The organism is Photobacterium minamisatsumaniensis, from assembly GCF_050336695.1.
GTDB classification, from domain to species: domain Bacteria; phylum Pseudomonadota; class Gammaproteobacteria; order Enterobacterales; family Vibrionaceae; genus Photobacterium; species Photobacterium minamisatsumaniensis.
In genome coordinates, this window is sequence record NZ_JAKJSI010000015.1 from 62934 (window position 1) to 86067 (window position 23134).

The following is a 23134-nucleotide window of genomic DNA, read 5'->3' on the forward strand; positions in this document are numbered from 1 at the left end:
ACTGAGCTGTGATAGAAAAAACATACATCCTTAATAGGATAGTCGTTTTTTCGGAAAGTGGTTGCGGGGGCCGGATTTGAACCGACGACCTTCGGGTTATGAGCCCGACGAGCTACCAAGCTGCTCCACCCCGCGTCCGTAATCTGAAAGCGATTATAACGCTCAGATGTTACTCTTTCAAGTAACCAGAATAATGGTGCCGAGAAGGGGACTTGAACCCCTACACCTTGCGGCACTAGCACCTCATGCTAGCGTGTCTACCAATTTCACCATCTCGGCTAAATCTTTAATTACTGAGGAATGTCGCTATTTACAGGTGCATTCTCAGTTTTTTCTACAGTTTGCTCAGTTGCTGGGGCACTTAGGTCTTCCCAACCGCTGGTCTGTGTGGCATTTTTCGTGCTCATGTTACCAAGAACAAGGCTAATAATGAAAAACACAGTTGCAAAAACTGCAGTCATTCGGGTCAGGAAGTTTCCAGAGCCGCTTGCGCCGAACAATGTTCCTGATGCGCCAGCCCCAAATGAAGCTCCCATATCTGCGCCTTTACCTTGTTGAACCAAGACTAGGCCAATAACACCAAGCGCAGCAACCAGGTAAATCACAAGTAGAATTTCGTACATGGGTTCCACCTATGGTTAAATTATTGTGCCGACTTTACTTTAGCACCGCCAGCGCACCCCTTAATTAAGGAGCGGGACAAATACTAGCGAAAGCCACCGCTACTGACAAGTAAAATTTAGACAAAAAGTCATAACAGTGAATCACTTGTCCAATAAGTAAGCAAAGCCGGCGTTAAATGTAAGATTTTATGCTATTTAGCAGTTATCTTTCACGGCTTGGGCTATGGCTAAAGCGGACGATTGTACTAACTCAGCATCTTCACCCTCTACCATAACTCGGATCAAAGGCTCAGTACCTGACTTACGTAATAACACTCGCCCTTTTTCACCTAGTTTAGCTTCAGCTGCCGCCTGTGCAGAAAGTACAGCATCAGATTCCAACGGGTTAGATTCACCAGCAAAGCGAACATTTTCTAACACCTGCGGGTACATGGTCATGCCATCGGCCAACTCTTTCAGTGTCATCTTGCTCCCAACGATCGAGGCCATAATCTGCAAACCTGCAACAATGCCATCACCCGTTGTGATTTTATCAAGCAAAATAACATGGCCTGAATTCTCAGCACCAATTAGCCAACCCTGCTTTTTCAGCTCTTCCATCACATAGCGGTCGCCAACGTTAGCGCGTACAAATGGAATACCGAGGTTTTTCAGGGCATTTTCCATTCCTAGGTTGGTCATTAGTGTGCCAACAACACCGCCTTTCAACTCTCCACGGCGTAAGGCATCACGAGCAACAATATAGGCAATTTGATCGCCATCGATTTTGTTACCTTCCTCGTCGACCATGATCACGCGATCGCCATCGCCATCCAACGCGATACCGAAGTCGGCTTTTTCTTCCAACACTTTGGCTTGCAGTGCCGCAACATCAGTCGCACCCACTTTATCGTTGATATTGGTACCATTTGGCTCACAGCCAATAGTGACGACTTCTGCCCCCAACTCTTTCAATACATTTGGCGCAATGTGGTACGTTGCACCGTGGGCACAGTCAACCACAATTTTATAGCCAGCTAAATCATACTTGCTAGGGAAGGTGCCTTTACAAAACTCTATGTAACGACCAGCTGCATCATTGATACGGTAAGCTTTACCTAGCATGGCCGATTCAACGCACGTTAACGGCTTCTCCATTTCAGCTTCAATCGCTAACTCAACTTCATCTGGTAACTTGGTACCTTCCGATGAAAAGAACTTGATGCCATTGTCATAATATGGGTTATGAGAGGCAGAAATAACGATTCCGGCTTCCGCGCGGAATGTACGAGTTAGATAGGCAACCGCTGGTGTTGGCATGGGGCCAGTGAAAGCCGCTTGTAGACCTGCAGCCGCTAAACCTGCTTCTAGCGCAGATTCCAACATGTAGCCCGAGATACGCGTATCTTTACCGATGATAACTTTTTTGGTGCCTTGCTTCGCCAATACGCGACCAGCCGCCCACCCCAGTTTCAAAACAAAATCAGGTGTAATTGGAGCCTGGCCAACTAAACCACGTATTCCATCGGTACCAAAGAACTTACGTTCAGACATTATTCGCTCCTAGCCAATTTATCATTTATTTGCTCACCTACCGGTAAGTGAATAAGCACTTACCCTTGTGACAGCGTCATCTCGCATACTTTCAGCACATCAACGGTTTCCTGAGCATCATGTACTCGGATAATTTGTGCGCCTTTCATTGCAGCGATTGCCGCACAAGCAAGACTGCCCGCCAGGCAGTCAGCAGGTTGTTTATTGAGTAATTTAAAAATCATCGATTTACGCGACATCCCAACTAGTAAGGGTAATCCAAAACGATGAAACTGATCCAACTGCGCAAGCAATTGGTAATTATGTTCTAATGTTTTGCCAAAGCCGTAGCCAGGATCAAGTAAAAGCTGGTTACGCAAAATGCCTACCTGCTCACAAGCATTAACGCGTTCAGTAAGAAAATCACCCACATCAGCGATAACATCCTGATAGTTTGGCAGGCTTTGCATTGTACGTGGTTGACCTTGCATATGCATCAAACATATAGGTACACCAGCACTGGCTGCTGCTTGCAATGCGCCCTGCTCTTGCAGTGCCCGCACATCATTGATCAAGTCTGCGCCCGCGCTCACCGCCTCAACCATCACTTGGGGCTTACTCGTATCAATTGACACCCAACAGTCAAATCGTCGGCGTATCGCCTCAATAACAGGAACAACACGGTCTAACTCTTGCGCTAGCTCTACATCAGCAGCGCCTGGCCGGGTCGATTCACCACCAATATCAATGATGCTAGTACCGGCGTCTAACATACGCTCTACATGGAACAATGCATTATCAAGGTGGTTAAACTGGCCGCCATCAGAAAAAGAGTCTGGCGTCACATTCAGAATCCCCATCGTATGAGGACGCGACAAATTGAGGGTTTTATCCTTGCTGGTCAGTATCACAACCTTGCTCCTAAACATGCCTTAACGATCACTGGCAAATTATCGCACTGGCGTATCAAATTATGGTTAATCTATTTTAATTACTCAGCGCAAATAAAAAACCCCGACCTAAGCCGGGGTTTGGTATATCAAAGCGATGATTAAGCCTGAGGCTTGGTATCGTCTTCTTTATTTTGTACTGGTTGAGCCTCAGAGGTATCTTCAGAAGCCGTTGGTGCTTCCTCCGCTTTTTCCTCTTTTGCTGACTCGTCAGTAGATTTCATGGTGTCGTCTTCGTTACCCCAGCCTTTTGGTGCTCGAATAACTGTCTTACGCTCCATGAGGTCATCAATTTGACCAGCATCAATCGTTTCGTACTTCATTAACGCATCTTTCATTGCGTGCATGATATCCATATTTTGCTCAAGGATTTCACGTGCTCGCTCATAGTTGCGGTCAATAAGCGTACGAACTTCATTATCGATAAGCTTCGCCGTATCGTCTGACATGTGCTTACTTTGAGTCACTGAACGGCCAAGGAAAACCTCACCTTCATCTTCAGCGTAAAGTAATGGACCTAGCTTGTCAGAGAAACCCCACTGAGTCACCATCTTGCGGGCAATGTCTGTGGCGCGTTCGATATCATTCGACGCACCCGTTGATACTTTATCAACGCCGTAGATAAGCTCTTCAGCCAAACGACCACCGTACAAGCTTGAAATCATCGACTCAAGGAATTCACGCGAATGGCTAACACGATCTTGCTCAGGCAAGTACATGGTTACACCAAGCGCACGACCACGAGGAATGATAGACACTTTGTAAACAGGGTCATGATCAGGTACCAAACGACCAATAATGGCGTGGCCTGCTTCATGGTAGGCTGTTGATTCTTTCTGGTCTTCAGACATAACCATTGATTTACGCTCTGCGCCCATCATGATTTTGTCTTTCGCCAATTCGAACTCAATCATTGAAACTGTACGCTTGTTACCACGAGCAGCAAATAGCGCAGCTTCGTTCACAAGGTTTGCAAGGTCTGCACCAGAGAAGCCTGGTGTACCACGTGCAATCAATTCAGGTTTCACATCACCATCAAGCGGTACTTTACGCATATGCACTTTTAGGATCTGCTCACGACCACGAACATCCGGTAGACCAACTACAACCTGACGGTCGAAACGACCAGGGCGAAGTAGTGCAGGGTCAAGAACATCTGGACGGTTAGTTGCAGCGATAACGATAATACCTTCGTTACCTTCAAAGCCATCCATCTCTACCAGCATTTGGTTCAGCGTTTGCTCACGTTCATCATGACCACCGCCAACACCAGCACCACGCTGACGACCGACTGCATCAATCTCATCGATGAAAATAATACAAGGTGCTGCTTTCTTCGCTTGTTCAAACATGTCGCGGACACGGGATGCACCCACACCAACAAACATTTCAACAAAATCAGAACCCGAAATGGTAAAGAATGGTACTTTTGCTTCACCCGCAATGGCTTTTGCAAGCAGCGTTTTACCCGTACCTGGAGGACCAACCAGCAGCACACCCGTTGGGATCTTACCACCCAACTTCTGGAAGCGGCTAGGATCACGCAGATAGTCAACCAGTTCTTTTACGTCTTCTTTAGCTTCATCACAACCTGCTACATCAGTAAACAGTGTTTTGATTTGGTCTTCACCCATCATTCGAGCTTTAGACTTACCGAACGACATGGCGCCTTTGCCACCGCCGCCCTGCATTTGGCGCATAAAGAAAATCCAAACACCGATGAGAAGTAACATTGGGAACCACGATATGAAGATTGAAGCCAGTAGGCTTGGCTCTTCAGGCGGTGTGCCCATTACTTTTACGTTAGCGTTAATAAGGTCGTCTAACAGCTTTTGATCGTTATAGACAGGTAGATAAGTGACGTATCGCGAGTTATCACGTTTGTATACGGTAATTTCACGATCATTGAATCGTACTTCCCTTATCTGATCCTGACCGATTTCACGGACAAAGGTTGTATAGTCGACTTGACGGCCAGCACTATCACCTGGACCGAAGCTCTGAAAAACAGACATCAGAACCACAGCGATGACCAACCACAAAATCAAGTTTTTTGCCATGTCACTCAAGGTGTTAACCCCGCGATAACTAATAGATGAATTTAGGGTACTACAGTTTATAACCTGTAGCCACAATATATACCTCACGAGAACGATCTCGTGAAGAATCAGGTTTACGAATTTTGACTACTTTAAACATACTGCTCACATCTGCCAGATATTGGTCAAAGCCTTCACCTTGGAAAACTTTTACCGCAAAGCTGCCATTGGGTGCCAGTACTTGCCTACACATATCTAATGCTAGTTCAACAAGATACATTGCTCTAGGCTGATCTGAAGCCACGTTGCCACTCATGTTCGGCGCCATATCCGAAAGCACGAGAGCGATAGCCTCTTTTTTGCGCCTCTAGAACATATTTATCATCAAATGCTCTTTCAGCCAACGGCCAGAACTAGCCGACTGCTTTTTTCTACTCATGATTAAGCTAATGAGTTTGGCTACTAATTAAGCATACTCAGCCACTGAATCGATGGCGTATACTAAACAAATTAGTCTTCTAGACTATATGGCGTTAGAATACCGTGTTTTCAACCCTAATATATAAATAGAGTCGACATGAATCTAAGCACCAAGCAGAAGCAACACCTAAAAGGTATTGCTCACAACCTAAAACCTGTTGTCCTTATGGGTGCAAATGGCCTAACTGAAGCAGTATTGGCTGAAATTGAACTAGCACTTAACCACCATGAACTCATCAAGGTTAAAATCGCAGCTGAAGAGCGTGAGACCAAGGTTTTGATCGTTGACGCAATTGTCCGCGAAACCAAAGCTGAGAAAGTTCAGGTTATCGGTAAGACATTAGTTCTTTACCGCCAGAGCGAAGAACGTAAAATCGAGCTTCCTCGCAAATAAAAAAGGCCGCCGCTGCGGCCTTTTTTATACCTAATCATGGCATGGAAAGCCGTGATTTATTGCTTCCAGTCATATTTACTAACAAAACTGTTAGCAATAAGCCACTTCTGAAATTTCAAATTCACGCTGACCACCCGGCGTTGTGATGACAACTTCTTCATCTTGCATTTTACCAATTAAGCCACGTGCGATCGGTGAATTCACCGAAATACGGCCCGCTTTAATATCAGCCTCGTCGTCACCAACAATTTGGTATGTCACTTCTTCTTCTGTATCAACATCAATCAGCGTCACGGTGACACCGAAAATGACCTTACCGGTATTGTTTATTTTTGTGACATCAATCACCTGAGATACCGATAGCTTATATTCGATATCGCGAATTTGCGCTTCGCAAATGCCCTGCTCTTCACGTGCAGCATGGTATTCTGCATTTTCTTTAAGGTCACCGAGTTCACGAGCTTCGCCAATTGCTTGAGAAATAATTGGGCGACGCTTCATCAATACTTCCAGTTCTTCACGTAGCAGCTTCTCGCCACGAACTGTCATTGGGATTTTATCCATAAATTTACTTACCTCAACGCCTTAATAGCAACAGCCATTAAAGACAAAAAAAAGCCAGCTCGGCACCATCACCGAACTTACAAATTGTTAATAGGGAACCTAACCATTCTAAACAAAGATACGCCGAAGATCACCTGTGATTCAAACAGGTTTCAATTTTTCCAAGTAACTCATGAAAGAAAAATACGTTGAGCATTGGCAAACGCCTTTCAACGATGAGAAAGGGTAGTCGGTGCCTTATAAGAGACGGCTTGTCGGACACCTTCTTTATTTGAGTATCAACCATGGCTGCCATGAATGAAATAAGCCTGTTCATATCGACACTAAATGTATACTCCACAGACTTCCCCCCCCCCYCCTTCTCGTGCCATCTAATCGTTAGTGCATACGCTAACAGTCACTTATCCGCTTCATCCACCCAATACAACAACGTACAAATAACCCACAAAATCAACTTTTTTAACGTGCAGAACATCACAAAAACACATCAAGCAATAAATATTTAAACCACAAAAAACCTAAAAAAAAACCTAAATACCACTAAAAAACCACATGTAAATGGAACTTTTACAATTAACTATAAGGCACTCATTTTAAAAGGAAAAGTAGCACAGCAACCCCCAGTACCACTTGAGCCATTGGAATTTTTAAGAATTTTTTACTAACTCTTGCCGTCTAGACAAAGTAAAAAGAACACCATGCATTTAGCACAGATATGTATGCATACATCAAAATAATTCCAAAAGGATTCGACAATGAACAAGAAACTGATTGCTCTAGCAGTAGCAGCAGCATCTATCTCTTCAGTAGCAACAGCTGCAGAAGTTTACTCTGACGAAACATCTAGCCTAGCTGTTGGCGGTCGTTTTGAAGCTCGTGCAGTAATGGCTGATAACGATCTTGGCGATAGCAAAGTATCTGACGCATCTCGTGTACGTCTAAACATCGCTGGTAAAACAGACATCACTGACACTGTATACGCACTTGGTTTCTACGAAGCTGAGTACACAGACGGTAACGATGTAAACCACCGTCACATCAACGCAGGTATCGGTGGTGACTTCGGTCAAGTTCGTTACGGTAAAACTGACGGTTCTCTAGGCATGATCACTGACATGACTGATATCATGTCTTACCACGGTAACGAAGCTGGTAACAAAATCGCTGCTGCTGACCGTGTTGGCAACAACCTAGCATACGTGGGTTCTTTCGACATCATGGGCGATAACCTAACGGTTAAAGCTAACTACGTATTTGATGATTCTGAGACTAAGTCTTTTGACAACAACGGCTACTCTATCGGTGGTATCTACGCTCTAGACATGGGTCTAGCGTTCGGTGCTGGTTACGGTGAGCAAGAAGGTCAAGACGGTCAAGATAAGACTGGCAAGCAAGCATTTGGTGGCCTTTCTTACACGTTTGGTGACATCTACGTTGCAGGTCTATACCAAGATTCACGCAACACAGTTGTTGGCGGCGAGCTAATTGCTGAATCAACTGGTTACGAATTTGCTGCAGCGTACACATACGGTAAAACTGTATTTGTTGCAACTTACAACTACCTAGAAGACTCAAAGGCTTCTGGTAGCGACTCTGACCTTAAAGACTCTGTTGCTATTGACGCAACTCACTACTTTAACAAGAACTTCCGTACTTACGCTTCGTACAAGTTCAACATGTTAGACAAGAAAGATGTTGGCAACGCTGCTGCATCTGACGAGTTCGTACTAGGTGCACGTTACGATTTCTAATCCCACTTTGGATTAAAAGCGTTACAAGCAAATAGAATGCAGGCCTTCGGGTCTGCATTTTTTTGTTTTATGATGATGGCTATCCCTGTCGCCTAATACCTTTATAGGTTCATCATGCTTCGTATATTTATTATCGCGCTGCTTTCGCTAACCGCTCACCAGAGCTTAGCTGAAGGTAACTCCCTTTCTTTAGATAACACGCTCTCTATACTACCAGCAGGCCATGATACCGCCTTAGTGGTCATTGATGCCGATAGTGGTCGCACGCTTTACCAGCAGCGCGAAGAACGCTACCAGCCCCCTGCCAGTATCCAGAAAACCATTACGGCACTTGCCGCTAAGCATTATCTGCCAGCAGATTTTCGATTCAGCACCCAAATAGAGCAATCTAACGACGATGTGATCATTCGTTTTAGTGGTGATCCAACCCTAATGCGCAGTGACTTATCGGGATTAATCAAACAAATCAAACGGAAAGGCATTACTACCATTCAAGGGGATATACTGCTCAATGGCAGTCAATTTTCAGGTTATGAGCGCGCAGCAGGCTGGCCTTGGGATATTCTAGGGGTTTGCTACAGTGCCCCAGCAAGTAGCCTTAGCCTTGAGCACAATTGCGTACAGGGCGCGCTATATAGCAATAAGCCTATTGGCGAAAATACCCGAGTCAATGTTCCACGCCACCAGCCTATTACGGTCACAACAGCCGCCAAAGTCACAAGTAAAGAGCAGCAAAAACAAAAGCATTGCGATTTAGAGCTTATTGCAGGCCAAAACAATAACTACCAGCTTAATGGCTGCCTGATTCAACGCGACAAGCCCCTGCCACTAAATTTCGCGGTGCAGAATACAACGCGCTATATCAGTGAGGTGGTTGAACGTGAACTAAGTAATCAGGGGATTGGACTTAAAGGCACAGTGAAGCGTGATGACCGAGCACAGGGAAAGCTCATCGCAGCTCACTACTCAAAACCACTTCCTGAGCTGCTTGATACCATGATGAAGGCATCAGATAACCTGATCGCTGACAACCTAACCAAAACACTCGGCGCTCGTTATTATCAACAACCAGGTAGCTTTACGAATGGTACGGCAGCCATCAAGGCAATTATTAAAGAACACACAGGTATTGATCTTACCGATAGCATTTTGGTTGATGGTTCGGGGTTATCACGCAACAACCGAATAACTGCGAGCACAATGGCCGAAGTGATCACTTACTTTTACCGACACGATAAGCAGTTACAGCTGCTTGATACCCTGCCAGTCAGTGGGCAAAGCGGCACGTTACGTTATCGCCAGAGCCTACGACAGGCACCGTTAAAGGGCGTAATTAATGCAAAGAGTGGGTCGCTGTATGGCACGTACAATCTGACAGGTACGTTAAAAGCAAAGTCAGGTAAAACGCTTATCTTTGTCCAGATGGTGACAAACTACCACCCACCTCAACGTGATGAGAATGCACCAAAGGTAGCCCCCCCGATTGAAGCATTTGAAAGGCAGTTGTACCGCGAATTATATGAACGCTATTAAGTTCAGTCTTACTGGTTAAAACCCAAACAAAAAAGCGAGTGGTTTATCAAGCCACTCGCTTTAATCAATGATTCTTTGTTTGGGTTTTGCCTTTGACTTACGTTTAAGCTAACCCCAAAAACAGATTTACCGTCTTGAAGTAGATGATCATACCGGTAATATCAACCACGGAGGCTAAAACCGGGCTTACCAATACTGCAGGATCGAGCTTGCATGCTCGAGCAACCATAGGGAGTACGCCACCCACAGTCGTCGACAGTACCACCTGCATTGAAATAGCGACACCAATCGCCATTGCGATATCGATTAACTGCATACCCGCGGGAAGCGAAGAGCTATCACTGAACATCATCACTCGGCTAAAAATAACCGTCGCCAGAACACCGGCGATCACTAACGCGACGCGAAATTCTTTCCACATTACTTTAACCCAATCGCGACAGCGTATTTCTTCCATCGCGAGGGCCCTAACCACCAATGTAGCCGCTTGAGAGCCTGTATTACCACCAGCAGCTGCGATTACCGGCATATAAATAGCCAGTAAGACTAGCTGACTTAGCGTGTCTTCATAGTGTGAAATGATCAAACCAGAGACAATGCCTAACAATGCTAAGCCAACAATCCAGCCAATGCGTTCACGCACATGACTAAAGACACTGTTTTGTAAGTAGTGTCCTGCAGGCTCGGCTTCAGAACAAATCAAACCAAGACCATTGGCCAAGTGACGCATACAAACTTCTTCATCCATTTCATCAAGTAGATCAAGCAACTTCTGTACATGGCGCAGAGGCACCTCATGCAGCATGGCAATTGCTTCAGACATCGGCATTTTAATGAGCAATTTTGCTTGCTCATTGATGTCATATTTCAAAAATGCATTACGAACAGCTAGAACATCGTTCTGAGCTAAATTTTCATTTACCAGTGCAGCATCAGCTGCATAGTTCATTACCGCCATGGCGAATCTCCCGATTGGCTAACAGTAACGACCACCAGAATACATCCAACATAAAGTACGTGCTACATCAAATCTCAAGGCTTGAGTAAAGCCACGAAAATCACGCACAGTTACGCTATGTTAAAAACATTCATTATTGAGAATACGGCAAGAAAATCGAGGAAAAGTTTGTCTTAAAAAGATTATCAGAAGTGATAAAGAGAACAGACTATTCCGAACCTGAGGGTGGTTCGGAAATTAGAGACCGACGACACCATTAACAGGTTTGATTTTCCACCTTCATACTCGGGGGATGGTCGGTATCGTTCATTAAAGTCTCCAAAGAATAAGTGCCGTTTATACGACGCGGCTAATTCTACGCAATTCAGTAATCAGTTCAAGCAATATTTGCATTATAAACAACACAAAATATTAATGAGTTAACACATTCACAAGACTATGACACTAGTTTGAATTTTATGTTTCCAATGTCGATTTTTTAACCGCACTCCAAACAACCCATAGATAAAAAAATGGCCTGCATAAGCAGGCCATTATCAATTTGAATCAATGCTAATTATGCATCTTTCAGGCGAGCATGAAGCTCTTGAACTGAAGTTACCTTGTTACGGTCATCTGCACTCCATGCCATGCACGTTGCAAACGCAGCATTTAGCGTTGTGGTGTAGTTCACCTTCTCTGCCAGCGCGCCACGACGAAGTACTTTAGAATCTTCAATCGCTTGACGGCCTTCAGCGGTGTTCACGATGTAGGTGTACTCATTGTTCTTGATACGGTCAAGAATATGGGGACGACCTTCGTGTACCTTGTTAACCAAACGAGGGTTAATGCCAGCTTCACCAAGTACAACAGCTGTGCCGTGTGTAGCATCAAGCTCATAACCTTGTTTAACCAGCTTAGAAGCCAGGTCAACAACACGTTGCTTGTCGTTACCACGAACAGACAGCAGTGCACGGCCTTTTGCTTGCTTCTCTTTACTACAACCAAGCTCAGCTTTAGCAAAGGCTTCAGCAAACGTATCACCAACACCCATCACTTCACCGGTAGAGCGCATCTCTGGGCCTAACAGTGGGTCAACACCTGGGAATTTGTTGAATGGCAGCACAACTTCTTTCACTGAGTAGTAAGGTGGAATAATCTCTTTGGTAAAGCCTTGCGACTCAAGAGACTGACCAGCCATTACACGCGCTGCAATTTTCGCCAGAGGTGCACCTGTTGCTTTAGAAACAAACGGGACAGTACGTGCTGCACGCGGGTTAACTTCAATGAGATAAACTTCATTGTCTTTAACCGCGAACTGAGTATTCATCAGGCCGCGAACACCCAGTTCAAAGGCCAGCTTTTCAACCTGCTGACGCATTACATCTTGGATTTCTTTACTTAACGTATAAGCTGGTAATGAACATGCTGAGTCACCAGAGTGAACACCAGCTTGCTCGATGTGCTCCATGATACCGCCGATAACCACGCGCTCACCATCACAGATAGCATCAACATCCACTTCAATCGCATCATCAAGGAAGCGGTCAAGTAGTACTGGTGATTCATTTGAAACGCTAACGGCTTCGTTGAAGTAACGGCGTAAGTCTTGCTCATCGTATACGATTTCCATCGCACGACCACCTAGAACATACGACGGACGAACAACGAGAGGGAAACCAATTTCTTTTGATTTCTCAACAGCTTGTTCCATTGCAGTTACAGTCGCATTTTCTGGCTGTAGCAAGCCTAGACGATCAACTGCCGCTTGGAAGCGCTCACGGTCTTCTGCACGGTCAATCGCATCAGGGCTAGTACCAATAATTGGCACGCCTGCCGCTTCTAGTGCACGAGCCAATTTCAATGGCGTTTGACCACCGTATTGAACGATAACGCCTTTCGGCTTTTCAACACGTGCGATAGCCAATACATCTTCCAGAGTTACTGGCTCGAAGTATAGACGGTCAGACGTATCGTAATCAGTCGATACCGTTTCTGGGTTACAGTTAACCATAATGGTTTCGTAACCATCTTCACGTAATGCTAATGATGCATGTACACAACAGTAGTCAAATTCGATACCTTGGCCGATACGGTTTGGACCGCCACCAAGTACCATGATTTTGTCGTTATCTGTTGGTTGTGCTTCACACTCTTCATCGTATGATGAGTACATGTAAGCGGTGTCAGATGAGAACTCTGCCGCACAGGTATCAACACGCTTGTAAACCGGGTGGATATCAAATTGGTCACGTAACCTACGGATTTCTGACTCTGCTACGCCAAGCAGTGCTGCAAGACGAGCATCAGCAAAGCCTTTACGCTTAAGTTTACGTAATACCGTTGCGTTCAGGCCGGCAAAACCGCCCTCTTTAACTGCTTGCTCTTCTTTAACAAGATCTTCGATTTGTACCAAGAACCAACGGTCAACATTGGTTAGGTTGAATACGCCATCGACTGACATGCCAGCACGGAATGCATCGGCGATGTACCAAATACGCTCAGAGCCCGCATCTTTTAGTTCATGGCGAATGGTTGTTAGCGCATCTGGTGCGTCTAAGTCAACCATCTCATCAAAGCCATTTGCACCAACTTCTAAGCCGCGCAGTGCTTTTTGCATTGATTCTTGTTGGTTACGGCCAATCGCCATTACCTCACCAACTGACTTCATTTGTGTAGTCAGGCGGTCATTAGCACCAACAAACTTTTCGAAGTTAAAACGAGGGATCTTCGTAACAACGTAGTCGATAGTTGGTTCGAATGAAGCCGGTGTTGCGCCACCAGTGATGTCATTCATCAGCTCATCAAGCGTAAAGCCAACCGCTAGTTTCGCTGCGATTTTGGCAATCGGGAAACCTGTTGCTTTTGATGCTAGTGCCGAAGAACGCGATACGCGTGGGTTCATCTCGATGATAACCATACGGCCATCTTTTGGGTTAATACCAAACTGAACGTTTGAACCACCCGTTTCAACACCAATCTCACGTAATACTGCTAGCGATGCATTACGCATTAGCTGGTATTCTTTGTCTGTTAGTGTTTGGGCCGGTGCAACTGTGATCGAGTCACCCGTGTGGATACCCATTGCATCGAAGTTTTCAATCGTACAAACAATGATACAGTTATCATTTTTGTCACGAACAACTTCTGTTTCGTATTCTTTCCAGCCGATCAATGATTCATCGATAAGCAGTTCGTTCGTCGGTGACAAATCAAGGCCACGACGACAAATCTCTTCGAACTCTTCTTTGTTATACGCAATACCGCCACCGGTACCACCCATAGTGAAAGAAGGACGAATGATACAAGGGAAGCCAACCATCTCTTGAACGCGGTATGCTTCTTCCATTGTTTTTGCTGTATCAGCACGAGGACACTCAAGGCCGATTGATTTCATCGCTTTATCAAAGCGAGAACGGTCTTCTGCTTTATCAATTGCGTCAGCCGTTGCGCCAATCATTTCAACGCCGAACTCAGCCAGTACACCGTGCTTTTCAAGGTCAAGCGCACAGTTCAATGCTGTTTGGCCACCCATAGTAGGCAGAACTGCATCTGGACGTTCTTTTTCAATGATTTTACGAACCACTTCCCAGTGGATCGGTTCGATGTAAGTCGCATCAGCCATGTCTGGGTCAGTCATGATTGTTGCTGGGTTCGAGTTGACAAGAATTACACGGTAGCCTTCTTCACGAAGTGCTTTACACGCTTGTGCACCCGAGTAGTCAAATTCACAAGCCTGACCGATAACAATCGGGCCAGCACCTAGAATCAGAATACTTTTAATATCATTACGTTTTGGCATCTTTTACTACTCCGGACTTAGGCGCTGTGCTTTTTTAGCAATTCGATAAAGTGATCAAACAATGGTGCGGCATCGTGTGGACCAGGACTCGCTTCTGGGTGACCTTGGAAGCTAAATGCTGGCTTATCCGTACGGTGAATACCTTGTAATGAGCCATCAAACAATGATTTATGAGTTGCTCGTAAGTGCTCTGGTAGGCTCGCTTCATCGACTGCAAAACCGTGGTTCTGTGCAGTGATCATAACGACATCACGGTCTAGGTCTTTAACAGGGTGGTTCGCACCGTGGTGACCAAATTTCATTTTTACTGTTTGAGCGCCACTTGCCAGAGCAAGAATTTGGTGGCCAAGACAGATACCAAATACTGGTAGGCCTTTCTCAAGGAATGTCTTGGTTGCTTCAATTGCGTAAGAACATGGTTCTGGGTCACCAGGGCCGTTCGATAAGAACACGCCGTCTGGATTCATTGCTAATACGTCTTCTGCAGACGTTTGAGCAGGAACAACCGTTAGGCGACAGCCTCGGTCAACCAGCATGCGTAGGATGTTACGCTTGGCACCAAAATCATACGCGACAACATGGAATGGTAGCTCACTGTCATCTTTAGCTGCAGGTAAACCGCCTTCTAGCGTCCAAGAGCCTTGTTTCCAAGTATATGCTTCAGACGTTGTGACTTCTTTTGCTAAGTCCATGCCCTTCAGACCAGGGAAATCTTTCGCTTTCGCTAATGCTAGCGCTTCGTCAAGATTGTTGCCTGCAACCACACAACCGTTTTGTGCACCTTTCTCACGAAGAATTCGTGTCAGCTTACGGGTATCAATATCTGCAATACCAACGATATTTTGTGATTTTAAGTAATCAGAAAGAGTTTGTTCACAGCGGAAGTTTGAAGCAATAAGAGGGAGATCACGAATTACCAAGCCTTGCGCATGGATTGAAGTTGATTCTTCGTCTTCGGAATTGGTTCCGGTGTTGCCAATATGGGGATAAGTAAGAGTAACAATTTGTTGAGAGTAAGAAGGGTCAGTGAGAATTTCCTGATACCCCGTCATCGAGGTATTAAAAACAACTTCACCAACGGCCGAACCATCTGCCCCAATGGACACGCCGCGGAACACTGTCCCATCTTCTAGGACTAACAGTGCTAATTTGCTCAAGACAACCTCCAAAAAATAATAAAAATGCAATCAAAACAGATAAACTTGCAATTACCCATTCCATACAACGTCAAAAACCGAGTCAAGCGCAATTTTGACAAATTGCGCGCATTCTATGTTTCAGAGTGGACCCTGTCAACTTTTCCGCCAAAATAAATCCACATTACAGAAGTTTCAAGCCGGAATTCGCTCTAAACATAAAAAATGCACAGAATTGTCTCTGTTTAAAGTCGCTTTGTGTGAGGCAAGATCCGTTTTATCGTTTGCTTTTTTTTTGCGCAACAACTCGGCACTCTTCTTGAGATAAAACCCACAAAAACACCAAGTAAACATACTATTTTAAGGCTCTGGGATGAATAAACGCTTGAGCGGCGCAAAACTATAACCTAACAAAAGGGTTAAAATACATGCGGTTTTATGTATCCAATAAAATGAATGACAAGCCCTCTTTTAGGATTTTATGCATAAAAAAGAATAGATGAAAATGAAAGTAATGAATATACCCTTTAGAATCTGGTGTCCAAAGGGTATTAAATGGCCTGCTTAGGTATTAATTTTCGAGATTACAACTCATCAAGCCCAAGTACATCATGCATAGTATAGAAGCCTGATTGCTTGCTGTTTAGCCAAACAGCAGCACGTACGGCACCATTAGCAAATGTCATTCGGTCAGTGGCTTTATGAGTGATCTCTACGCGTTCACCAATATCAGCAAACATTGCGGTGTGTTCACCAACAATATCTCCGGCGCGAATGGTTGCAAAACCAATCTCATCGCGGCTACGCTCACCCGTTATCCCTTCTCGCGCATAAACAGCAACATCACTGAGTTCATTGCCCATAGCGCCTGCAATCGCCTCACCCATACCAATTGCGGTGCCAGAAGGAGCATCGACTTTATGGCGGTGATGAGCTTCGATGACTTCGATATCGCAATAATCACCCATAACCTTGGCCGCTTTCTCGAGCAACTTGAAGACCAAGTTCACCCCAACGCTGTAGTTAGGTGCCATAACGATGGGCGTCGACTTGGCCGCTTGGTCGATGATTGTACGCTCTTCATCGGTAAAGCCCGTCGTGCCAATCACCACCTTTTTACCGTGCTGCTGACAAATTTTAATATTGGCTAACGTCGCAGCCGGCGCAGTGAAATCAATCAAGACATCGAAATCATTAATCGCTTTTGCGAGATCATCAACAATAACGACTGACACTGCGCCAACACCAGCTAATTCACCAGCATCGGCACCAACCAATGTCGACTCTGCTCGCTCAGTGGCAGTACCAATTTCTGCCGACTCCGATAAATATGCCGCCTTCAATAGCTGCCGGCCCATACGCCCTGCCGCACCAGCAATCGCGATTCTAACCATTGCGTTACATCTCCCTAGTTTTCTGTTTCGTGAACACCAATGTAGCTTGTTGAGACTGATAAAAAAAGACAAAAAAAAAGCCTCGGTGGCTACCAAGGCTTTCAATATGACCAGATCATGCTAAGTCCCGGCAGGTTACACGTTTTTAACTTGTAACTCTCGCGGCACTTCAAAGAACATATTTTCTTCGCGGCCACTAAGCTCTTCCACATCAGCACCACTCAATTCTTGAATACGTGCAATGATTTGGTTTACCAGCTCTTCAGGTGCAGATGCCCCAGCTGTTACCCCAACTTTCGCCTTACCCGTAAACCATGCACCATCGACATCTTCAGGACAATCGGTTAAATAACCTGGCGTCCCTAATTTTTCCGCAAGTTCGCGTAATCGGTTCGAGTTTGATGAGTTTTTAGAACCGACGACTATCATGACATCAACGTTTGCTGCCATTTCTCGTACTGCATCTTGGCGATTTTGCGTTGCATAGCAAATATCATCTTTACGTGGCCCTTGGATCTCAGGGAATACTTCACGCAGTTTGGTAATTACATCTGCTGTTTCATCAACTGATAGTGTGGTTTGGCTTACATAGTGGAAGTTACTTGGATCTTTAACTTGCAATAGCTCGACATCTTCTGGTTTCTCAACCAAATACATACCACCCTCATCGCTCGCATACTGCCCCATCGTTCCTTCAACTTCCGGGTGACCAGCATGGCCAATCAAGACGACCTCCATGTTACGGCGGCTTGCACGCGCCACTTCCATATGAACTTTGGTCACCAATGGGCAAGTGGCATCAAAGACGGTGAGTTGTCGGGATTTAGCTTCACTGCGTACTGCTTGTGATACACCATGAGCAGAAAAAATCACAATATTGTCATCAGGCACTTCATGAAGCTCTTCAACAAAGATCGCCCCTCGTTGCTTCAAGCCTTCGACGACAAAACGATTATGAACAACTTCATGGCGAACATAGATCGGTGGTTGGTACATTTCTAATGCACGTTCAACAATACTGATGGCGCGGTCAACACCGGCACAAAAACCACGAGGGTTTGCAAGTAAGATTTTCATTGCTAACAGCTCTTAATGTTCAATGGCAACGACTTCCACATCGAAAGTAACGCGCTGCCCTGCAAGAGGGTGATTGAAGTCAACGGTCACAGAGTCACCGGCAACGTCAGTAATAATACCAGGAATATCGCTACCATCAGGGCCAGTAAAGGCAATAATATTGCCTACTTCAGCAGGAGCATCCGCCCCAAATTTAGTGCGATCAACATGGTGGATATTATCTGGATTTGGCATTCCAAATGCGTCTTCAGGTTCAAGGACAAAGCTACTCTTTTGACCTTGCCCTAAACCCAGCAAGCATTTTTCGAAGTTATCCGTTAGGCTACCATCACCCATCCGAAATTTTGCCGGTTTGCCCATTGCTTGGGTTGAATCTGCGACGGAACCATCATCCAGCTTAATGGCAAAGTGCATGAGTACTTCACTGTTTTCCACAATTACCGACATGTTACATCCTTTGATTACTGCCTTTATTGTGCCCATTTAACAACAAAGCGCCACCCGTATCAACGGACAGCGCTTAGGGTTATCGAGTGTATCCGCTTTTAGTGCTTAACGGGTTGTTTCTTTTTATCGGACAAGAAGCCTTCTAAAATAATCAAACCAGCACCAATACAAATTGCTGTATCAGCTAGGTTGAAGGCCGGCCAGTGATAACTTCCAACATAAAAGTCTAGAAAATCAACCACAAAGCCGTGGTATACCCGATCAAACAAATTACCTAGTGCACCACCGATGATCAGCGCATAAGCCACATTAGCAATTTTATTTGTCGCTGGGGCTTTTCGCATCCAATAGGTCAGCATAGCGCACACACCCAAAGCTATCGCTGTAAATAACCAACGCTGCCAACCACCAGCATCACTCAAAAAGCTAAATGCCGCACCGTAGTTATGAACATAGAGCAAATTGAAAAATGGCAGCAGCTCAATACGGTTTGGCCAACCGTACTCCATCGTATTCATCACGATAAGCTTAGTCGCAACATCGGCAATGAATACCAGAACCGCTAGCCAAAGCCAGCGAACTCCTGATTGTTTAAGCGGTAGTCCTTTCTCAGGCGATAACTTAGTCATTAGGCAAACTTACGCTCTTCACCTTCACCACTAACGTTAGTCACACAACGACCACAGACTTCTTCGTGACCCTCGATAGTGCCAACATCAGCAACATGGTGCCAACAACGGTCACACTTCGCCGCTTCAGATGCATTGACTGTCACAAATAAACCTCCAACATCCGTTTCTTGAGCGCCTTCCGGCTTACTCTCTGCAATCGCAACAGCCGCTTTCGACGTTAATAAGACAAAACGCAGTTCATCTTCAAGCGTATTCAATTTCGTCGCTAATGCTTCATTTGCATGCAATACAACTTCTGCTTGCAAAGAACCACCAATCACTTTGTCTTTACGCGCACCTTCAAGCAGTTTGTTTACCGCACCACGGACTTGTTGGATTTCAGCCCAGAATTCGTCGTTCAATACTTCATCTTCTGCAAGACCAAATAGCCCTTCGAACCATTCGCCGGTAAAGACAAACTTGTCACGCTGGCCTGGCATCTCGTTCCAGATTTCATCAGCAGTGAATGACATAATCGGTGCCATCCAGCGAACTAATGCTTCTACGATGTAGTAAAGCGCAGTCTGGCAGCTACGCTGTGCGTGACCACCTTGCTTGGCTGTGTACTGACGGTCTTTAATGACGTCTAAGTAGAAAGAGCCCATCTCAACAGAACAGAACTGCATCAAACGTTGCGTTACACCGTGTAGGTTATATTCGTCATACGCTTTAATGATTTCTTCTTGTGCTTCCATCGCGCGACCCACAGCCCAGCGGTCTAGTGCAACCATATCTTCTGGTGCAACTAAATCGGTTTCAGGGTTGAAGCCACTCAAATTCGCTAAGAAGAAACGAGATGTGTTACGAATACGGCGGTATGCATCTGCAGAACGCTTTAGGATCTCATCAGAAACTGCAACTTCACCGGTGTAATCAGTTGACGCAACCCATAGGCGCAAGATATCAGCACCCAGCTTATTGGTTACATCCTTTGGTGCAACAACGTTACCCACTGATTTAGACATCTTACGACCTTGGCCATCAACCACGAAACCGTGCGTTAATACTTGGTTGTAAGGTGCTTTGCCTTTCATTGCGACAGATGAAATCAATGAAGACTGGAACCAACCACGGTGTTGATCTGAACCTTCTAGGTATAGATCGGCGGCATGGCCGTTATATTCTTCGCGGCTATCAACAACAGAGAAGTGCGTTACACCAGAATCGAACCATACGTCTAGTGTATCGAGTACTTTCTCGTAGTTAGCAGCATCCGCTTCGCCCATAAGCTCTGCAGGATCAAGATCCCACCATGCTTGGATACCTTGTTGCTCAACAAGCTGTGCCACTTTTTCGATCAGTGCACGCGTATCAGGGTGAAGTTCTTGGGTTTCTTTATGAACGAACAGCGCAATTGGCACACCCCAAGTACGTTGACGAGAGATACACCATTCAGGACGTCCCTCAACCATACCTTCGATACGGCTTTGACCCCATTCAGGTAACCACTGAACGCTCTTGATTTCACCTAATGCTTTTTCGCGAAGGCCTGCTTTGTCCATTGAAATGAACCACTGTGGCGTTGCACGGAAAATAATTGGTGTTTTATGGCGCCAGCAATGCGGGTAGCTGTGCTCGTAAGCATGATGGTGTAATAACGCACCGTGCTCTTTTAGTGTTTCAACAACAACATCGTTCGCTTTAAATACGTGCTGACCTGCAAACAACTCAGTATCAGGTAAGTAAACACCGTTACTACCTACTGGGTTAGCCACTTCAAGGTTGTATTTTTGACCAACCACGAAGTCTTCTTGACCATGGCCTGGTGCGGTATGTACACAACCCGTACCAGATTCAGTCGTCACGTGATCGCCTAGGATCACTGGCACATCAAAGCTGTAGAATGGGTGATTAAAGCGTACCAGCTCTAAATCAGCACCTTTACAGAAACCAAGGTTATGGAAGTGCTCAATACCAGCACGATCCATCACATCTTTTGCTAGCTCTGCTGCAACAATAAGTCGGTGTGCTGGTTGCTCATCGGTTGCGTCAACTTGAACTAATACATATTCAAGATCATCACGTACAGCAACGGCACGGTTAGCGGGAAGCGTCCATGGCGTGGTTGTCCAAATAACAACAGACACATCACCTTGGCCTTCATGGCCTTCCGCACAGTTAAATTTAGCAACGACACCTGCTTCATCAACCGCTTTAAATTTAACGTCGATAGAAGGTGATACTTTATCTTGGTATTCAACTTCAGCTTCAGCCAATGCAGAACCACAATCAGTACACCAGTGAACAGGCTTAAAGCCTTTCAGTAGGTGGTCGTTATCTGCAATTTTGCCCAGAGAGCGAATGATGTTCGCTTCTGTTGCAAAATCCATTGTACGGTAAGGCTTATCCCATTGACCTAGTACACCTAGGCGAATGAAGCTTTCTTTTTGACCTTCAACTTGGCCCGCTGCGTACTCACGACACTTTTGACGGAATTCAGCTGCGGTCAGTTTACGACCAGGCTTACCCCACTTTTTCTCTACCATTAATTCGATAGGTAGACCGTGGCAATCCCAGCCTGGAATGTAGGGAGCATCAAAGCCAGAAAGTGTCTTTGACTTAATAATAATGTCTTTAAGAATTTTATTTAGCGCGTGACCAATGTGAATATCACCGTTGGCGTATGGAGGGCCATCGTGCAATATGAAGGATTTCTTCCCCTTCTTAGCTTTACGGATTTCACCGTAAAGATCTTCATCATTCCAACGTTTTAGCATTACTGGCTCACGTTGTGCCAGGTTGCCTCGCATCGGAAACCCTGTTTCAGGTAAGTTCAGGGTATCTTTATAGTCACTCATTGATTCTCGATTCCGTTACTTGGGCGAAGTTGGACATTATTACGCTCAGACAGCCACACCCGTGCTGTTTGAGCATCACGCTCGATTTGTGCTTTTAGCGCATCGAATGATTCGAATTTTATTTCGTCGCGCAGCTTATGCTGCAATATGACATCGAGCTGAACTCCGTAAAGATCAGCTTTAAAATCAAACAGGTGCACTTCCAATTGGCGGCGAACCCCATTGACTGTTGGTCGACGACCAACATTTGCGACCCCGGATAGCGGGGTGCTAGCAATACCGTGTACTTCAACTGCATAAACGCCAGATACCGGAGAAACTCGACGCTTAAGTGGAATATTGGCGGTTGGAAAACCAATAGTCCGCCCAAGCTTCCGCCCATGCGATACGCGCCCAGAGATACTAAATGGACGCCCTAGCATAGACTCAGCAAGTACAAGTTGATCATTCGCCAAGGCTTGGCGAATAGCCGTACTACTGACACGTTGCTCTGAAACACAGAAACTCTGTGTACTAACGACGGTAAAGCCATGTTCTTTCCCGGCGGCTTCTAATAAAGCAAAATCACCGCTTCGGCCTTGGCCAAAGCGGAAATCATCACCGACAACCAAAAACTTAACACCCAATTGCTCAACCAACAAGCGACGGATAAAATCTTGCGCAGATAAGCTGGCGAAATGGCTGTTAAAATTAACACATAAAAAACGATCTAACCCGACTTGCTTGAGATGCGAGTACTTATCTCGAAAGCGGGTTAAACGGGCCGGAGCATGGTCGCCAGCAAATAGCTCTTGCGGCTGAGGCTCGAAGCTCATCACCGTTGCTGGGCAGCCGAGTGCCTGCGCCTTGGCTATCACCTTACGCAACACAGCTTGGTGGCCAAGATGAACACCGTCAAAATTACCAATCGTTAATACGCATCCACGATGCCTAGATTGGATATTATGTATACCTCGGATTAATTCCATGCGCCGTTATTATTTTCGCAGAGTGAAAAACTGACGGATTATATACTACTCTCAACCC

The 23134-nt window shown here is 45.5% G+C and carries 18 protein-coding genes and 2 tRNA genes; 3 read left to right on the top strand and 17 right to left on the bottom strand.

Features of this window, described 5'->3' with window-relative positions:
* Nucleotides 1-58 precede the first annotated feature (58 nt).
* The 7 genes from L4D78_RS07415 to L4D78_RS07445 form a co-directional block, all read right to left on the bottom strand.
* A tRNA-Met gene (locus tag L4D78_RS07415) sits at nt 59-135 on the bottom strand.
* Between the two features lie 59 nt (nt 136-194).
* A tRNA-Leu gene (locus L4D78_RS07420) sits at nt 195-279 on the bottom strand.
* Between the two features lie 11 nt (nt 280-290).
* Nucleotides 291-623, bottom strand: a complete 333-nt coding sequence (gene secG / locus L4D78_RS07425; RefSeq protein WP_428466316.1) for a preprotein translocase subunit SecG — start codon at nt 621-623, stop codon at nt 291-293.
* Nucleotides 624-818: 195 nt separating this feature from the next.
* Nucleotides 819-2156 carry a phosphoglucosamine mutase gene (glmM, locus tag L4D78_RS07430; protein ID WP_428466317.1) on the bottom strand — a complete coding sequence of 446 codons (1338 nt, stop codon included), beginning with the start codon at nt 2154-2156 and terminating at the stop codon, nt 819-821.
* Nucleotides 2157-2215: 59 nt separating this feature from the next.
* A complete protein-coding gene (gene folP / locus L4D78_RS07435) occupies nt 2216-3046 on the bottom strand; it encodes a dihydropteroate synthase (RefSeq protein WP_428466318.1) in 831 nt (276 codons plus the stop codon).
* Between the two features lie 140 nt (nt 3047-3186).
* Entirely contained in the window at nt 3187-5154 is a 1968-nt protein-coding gene (ftsH, locus tag L4D78_RS07440; RefSeq protein WP_428466319.1) for an ATP-dependent zinc metalloprotease FtsH, read from the bottom strand.
* Nucleotides 5155-5194: 40 nt separating this feature from the next.
* On the bottom strand, nt 5195-5473 hold the full coding sequence (locus L4D78_RS07445) for an SAM-dependent methyltransferase (protein WP_428466404.1): 279 nt from the start codon (nt 5471-5473) through the stop codon (nt 5195-5197).
* Nucleotides 5474-5701: 228 nt separating this feature from the next.
* On the opposite strand from L4D78_RS07445, the gene yhbY reads away from it, so the two are divergent.
* Nucleotides 5702-5998, top strand: a complete 297-nt coding sequence (gene yhbY, locus L4D78_RS07450) for a ribosome assembly RNA-binding protein YhbY (protein WP_428456400.1) — start codon at nt 5702-5704, stop codon at nt 5996-5998.
* Nucleotides 5999-6088: 90 nt separating this feature from the next.
* Here yhbY and greA read toward each other — a convergent pair whose 3' ends face one another.
* Nucleotides 6089-6562, bottom strand: a complete 474-nt coding sequence (greA, locus tag L4D78_RS07455) for a transcription elongation factor GreA (RefSeq protein WP_428466320.1) — start codon at nt 6560-6562, stop codon at nt 6089-6091.
* Between the two features lie 755 nt (nt 6563-7317).
* Here greA and L4D78_RS07460 point away from each other — a divergent pair.
* Both L4D78_RS07460 and dacB read left to right on the top strand, forming a co-directional pair.
* Complete coding sequence (locus L4D78_RS07460) at nt 7318-8313, top strand: porin (protein WP_428466321.1); 996 nt, start codon at nt 7318-7320, stop codon at nt 8311-8313.
* Nucleotides 8314-8427: 114 nt separating this feature from the next.
* Nucleotides 8428-9846 carry a serine-type D-Ala-D-Ala carboxypeptidase gene (gene dacB / locus L4D78_RS07465; RefSeq protein WP_428466322.1) on the top strand — a complete coding sequence of 473 codons (1419 nt, stop codon included), beginning with the start codon at nt 8428-8430 and terminating at the stop codon, nt 9844-9846.
* 103 nt (nt 9847-9949) lie between these two features.
* On the opposite strand, the gene L4D78_RS07470 is transcribed toward dacB, so the two are convergent.
* From L4D78_RS07470 to ribF, 9 genes are all read right to left on the bottom strand, one after another.
* Nucleotides 9950-10804, bottom strand: coding sequence for a magnesium transporter (locus tag L4D78_RS07470; protein ID WP_428466323.1), 855 nt, complete (start codon nt 10802-10804; stop codon nt 9950-9952).
* 556 nt (nt 10805-11360) lie between these two features.
* Entirely contained in the window at nt 11361-14585 is a 3225-nt protein-coding gene (gene carB, locus L4D78_RS07475; RefSeq protein WP_428466324.1) for a carbamoyl-phosphate synthase large subunit, read from the bottom strand.
* A gap of 17 nt (nt 14586-14602) precedes the next feature.
* Complete coding sequence (carA, locus tag L4D78_RS07480; protein ID WP_428466325.1) at nt 14603-15742, bottom strand: glutamine-hydrolyzing carbamoyl-phosphate synthase small subunit; 1140 nt, start codon at nt 15740-15742, stop codon at nt 14603-14605.
* Between the two features lie 563 nt (nt 15743-16305).
* Nucleotides 16306-17115 carry a 4-hydroxy-tetrahydrodipicolinate reductase gene (gene dapB / locus L4D78_RS07485; RefSeq protein ID WP_428466326.1) on the bottom strand — a complete coding sequence of 270 codons (810 nt, stop codon included), beginning with the start codon at nt 17113-17115 and terminating at the stop codon, nt 16306-16308.
* A 135-nt stretch (nt 17116-17250) separates the two neighbouring features.
* On the bottom strand, nt 17251-18192 hold the full coding sequence (ispH, locus tag L4D78_RS07490) for a 4-hydroxy-3-methylbut-2-enyl diphosphate reductase (protein ID WP_428456408.1): 942 nt from the start codon (nt 18190-18192) through the stop codon (nt 17251-17253).
* Between the two features lie 12 nt (nt 18193-18204).
* Nucleotides 18205-18639: an FKBP-type peptidyl-prolyl cis-trans isomerase gene (gene fkpB, locus L4D78_RS07495; protein WP_428466327.1), complete on the bottom strand. Its 435-nt coding sequence runs from the start codon at nt 18637-18639 to the stop codon at nt 18205-18207.
* Nucleotides 18640-18737: 98 nt separating this feature from the next.
* Nucleotides 18738-19268 (bottom strand): signal peptidase II, encoded by a 531-nt coding sequence (gene lspA / locus L4D78_RS07500; RefSeq protein ID WP_428466328.1) that lies wholly within the window; start codon nt 19266-19268, stop codon nt 18738-18740.
* Nucleotides 19268-22108, bottom strand: a complete 2841-nt coding sequence (gene ileS / locus L4D78_RS07505) for an isoleucine--tRNA ligase (RefSeq protein WP_428466329.1) — start codon at nt 22106-22108, stop codon at nt 19268-19270. Before ileS ends, lspA begins: the two co-directional genes overlap by 1 nt.
* On the bottom strand, nt 22105-23076 hold the full coding sequence (gene ribF, locus L4D78_RS07510) for a bifunctional riboflavin kinase/FAD synthetase (protein ID WP_428466330.1): 972 nt from the start codon (nt 23074-23076) through the stop codon (nt 22105-22107). Before ribF ends, ileS begins: the two co-directional genes overlap by 4 nt.
* Nucleotides 23077-23134 lie beyond the last annotated feature (58 nt).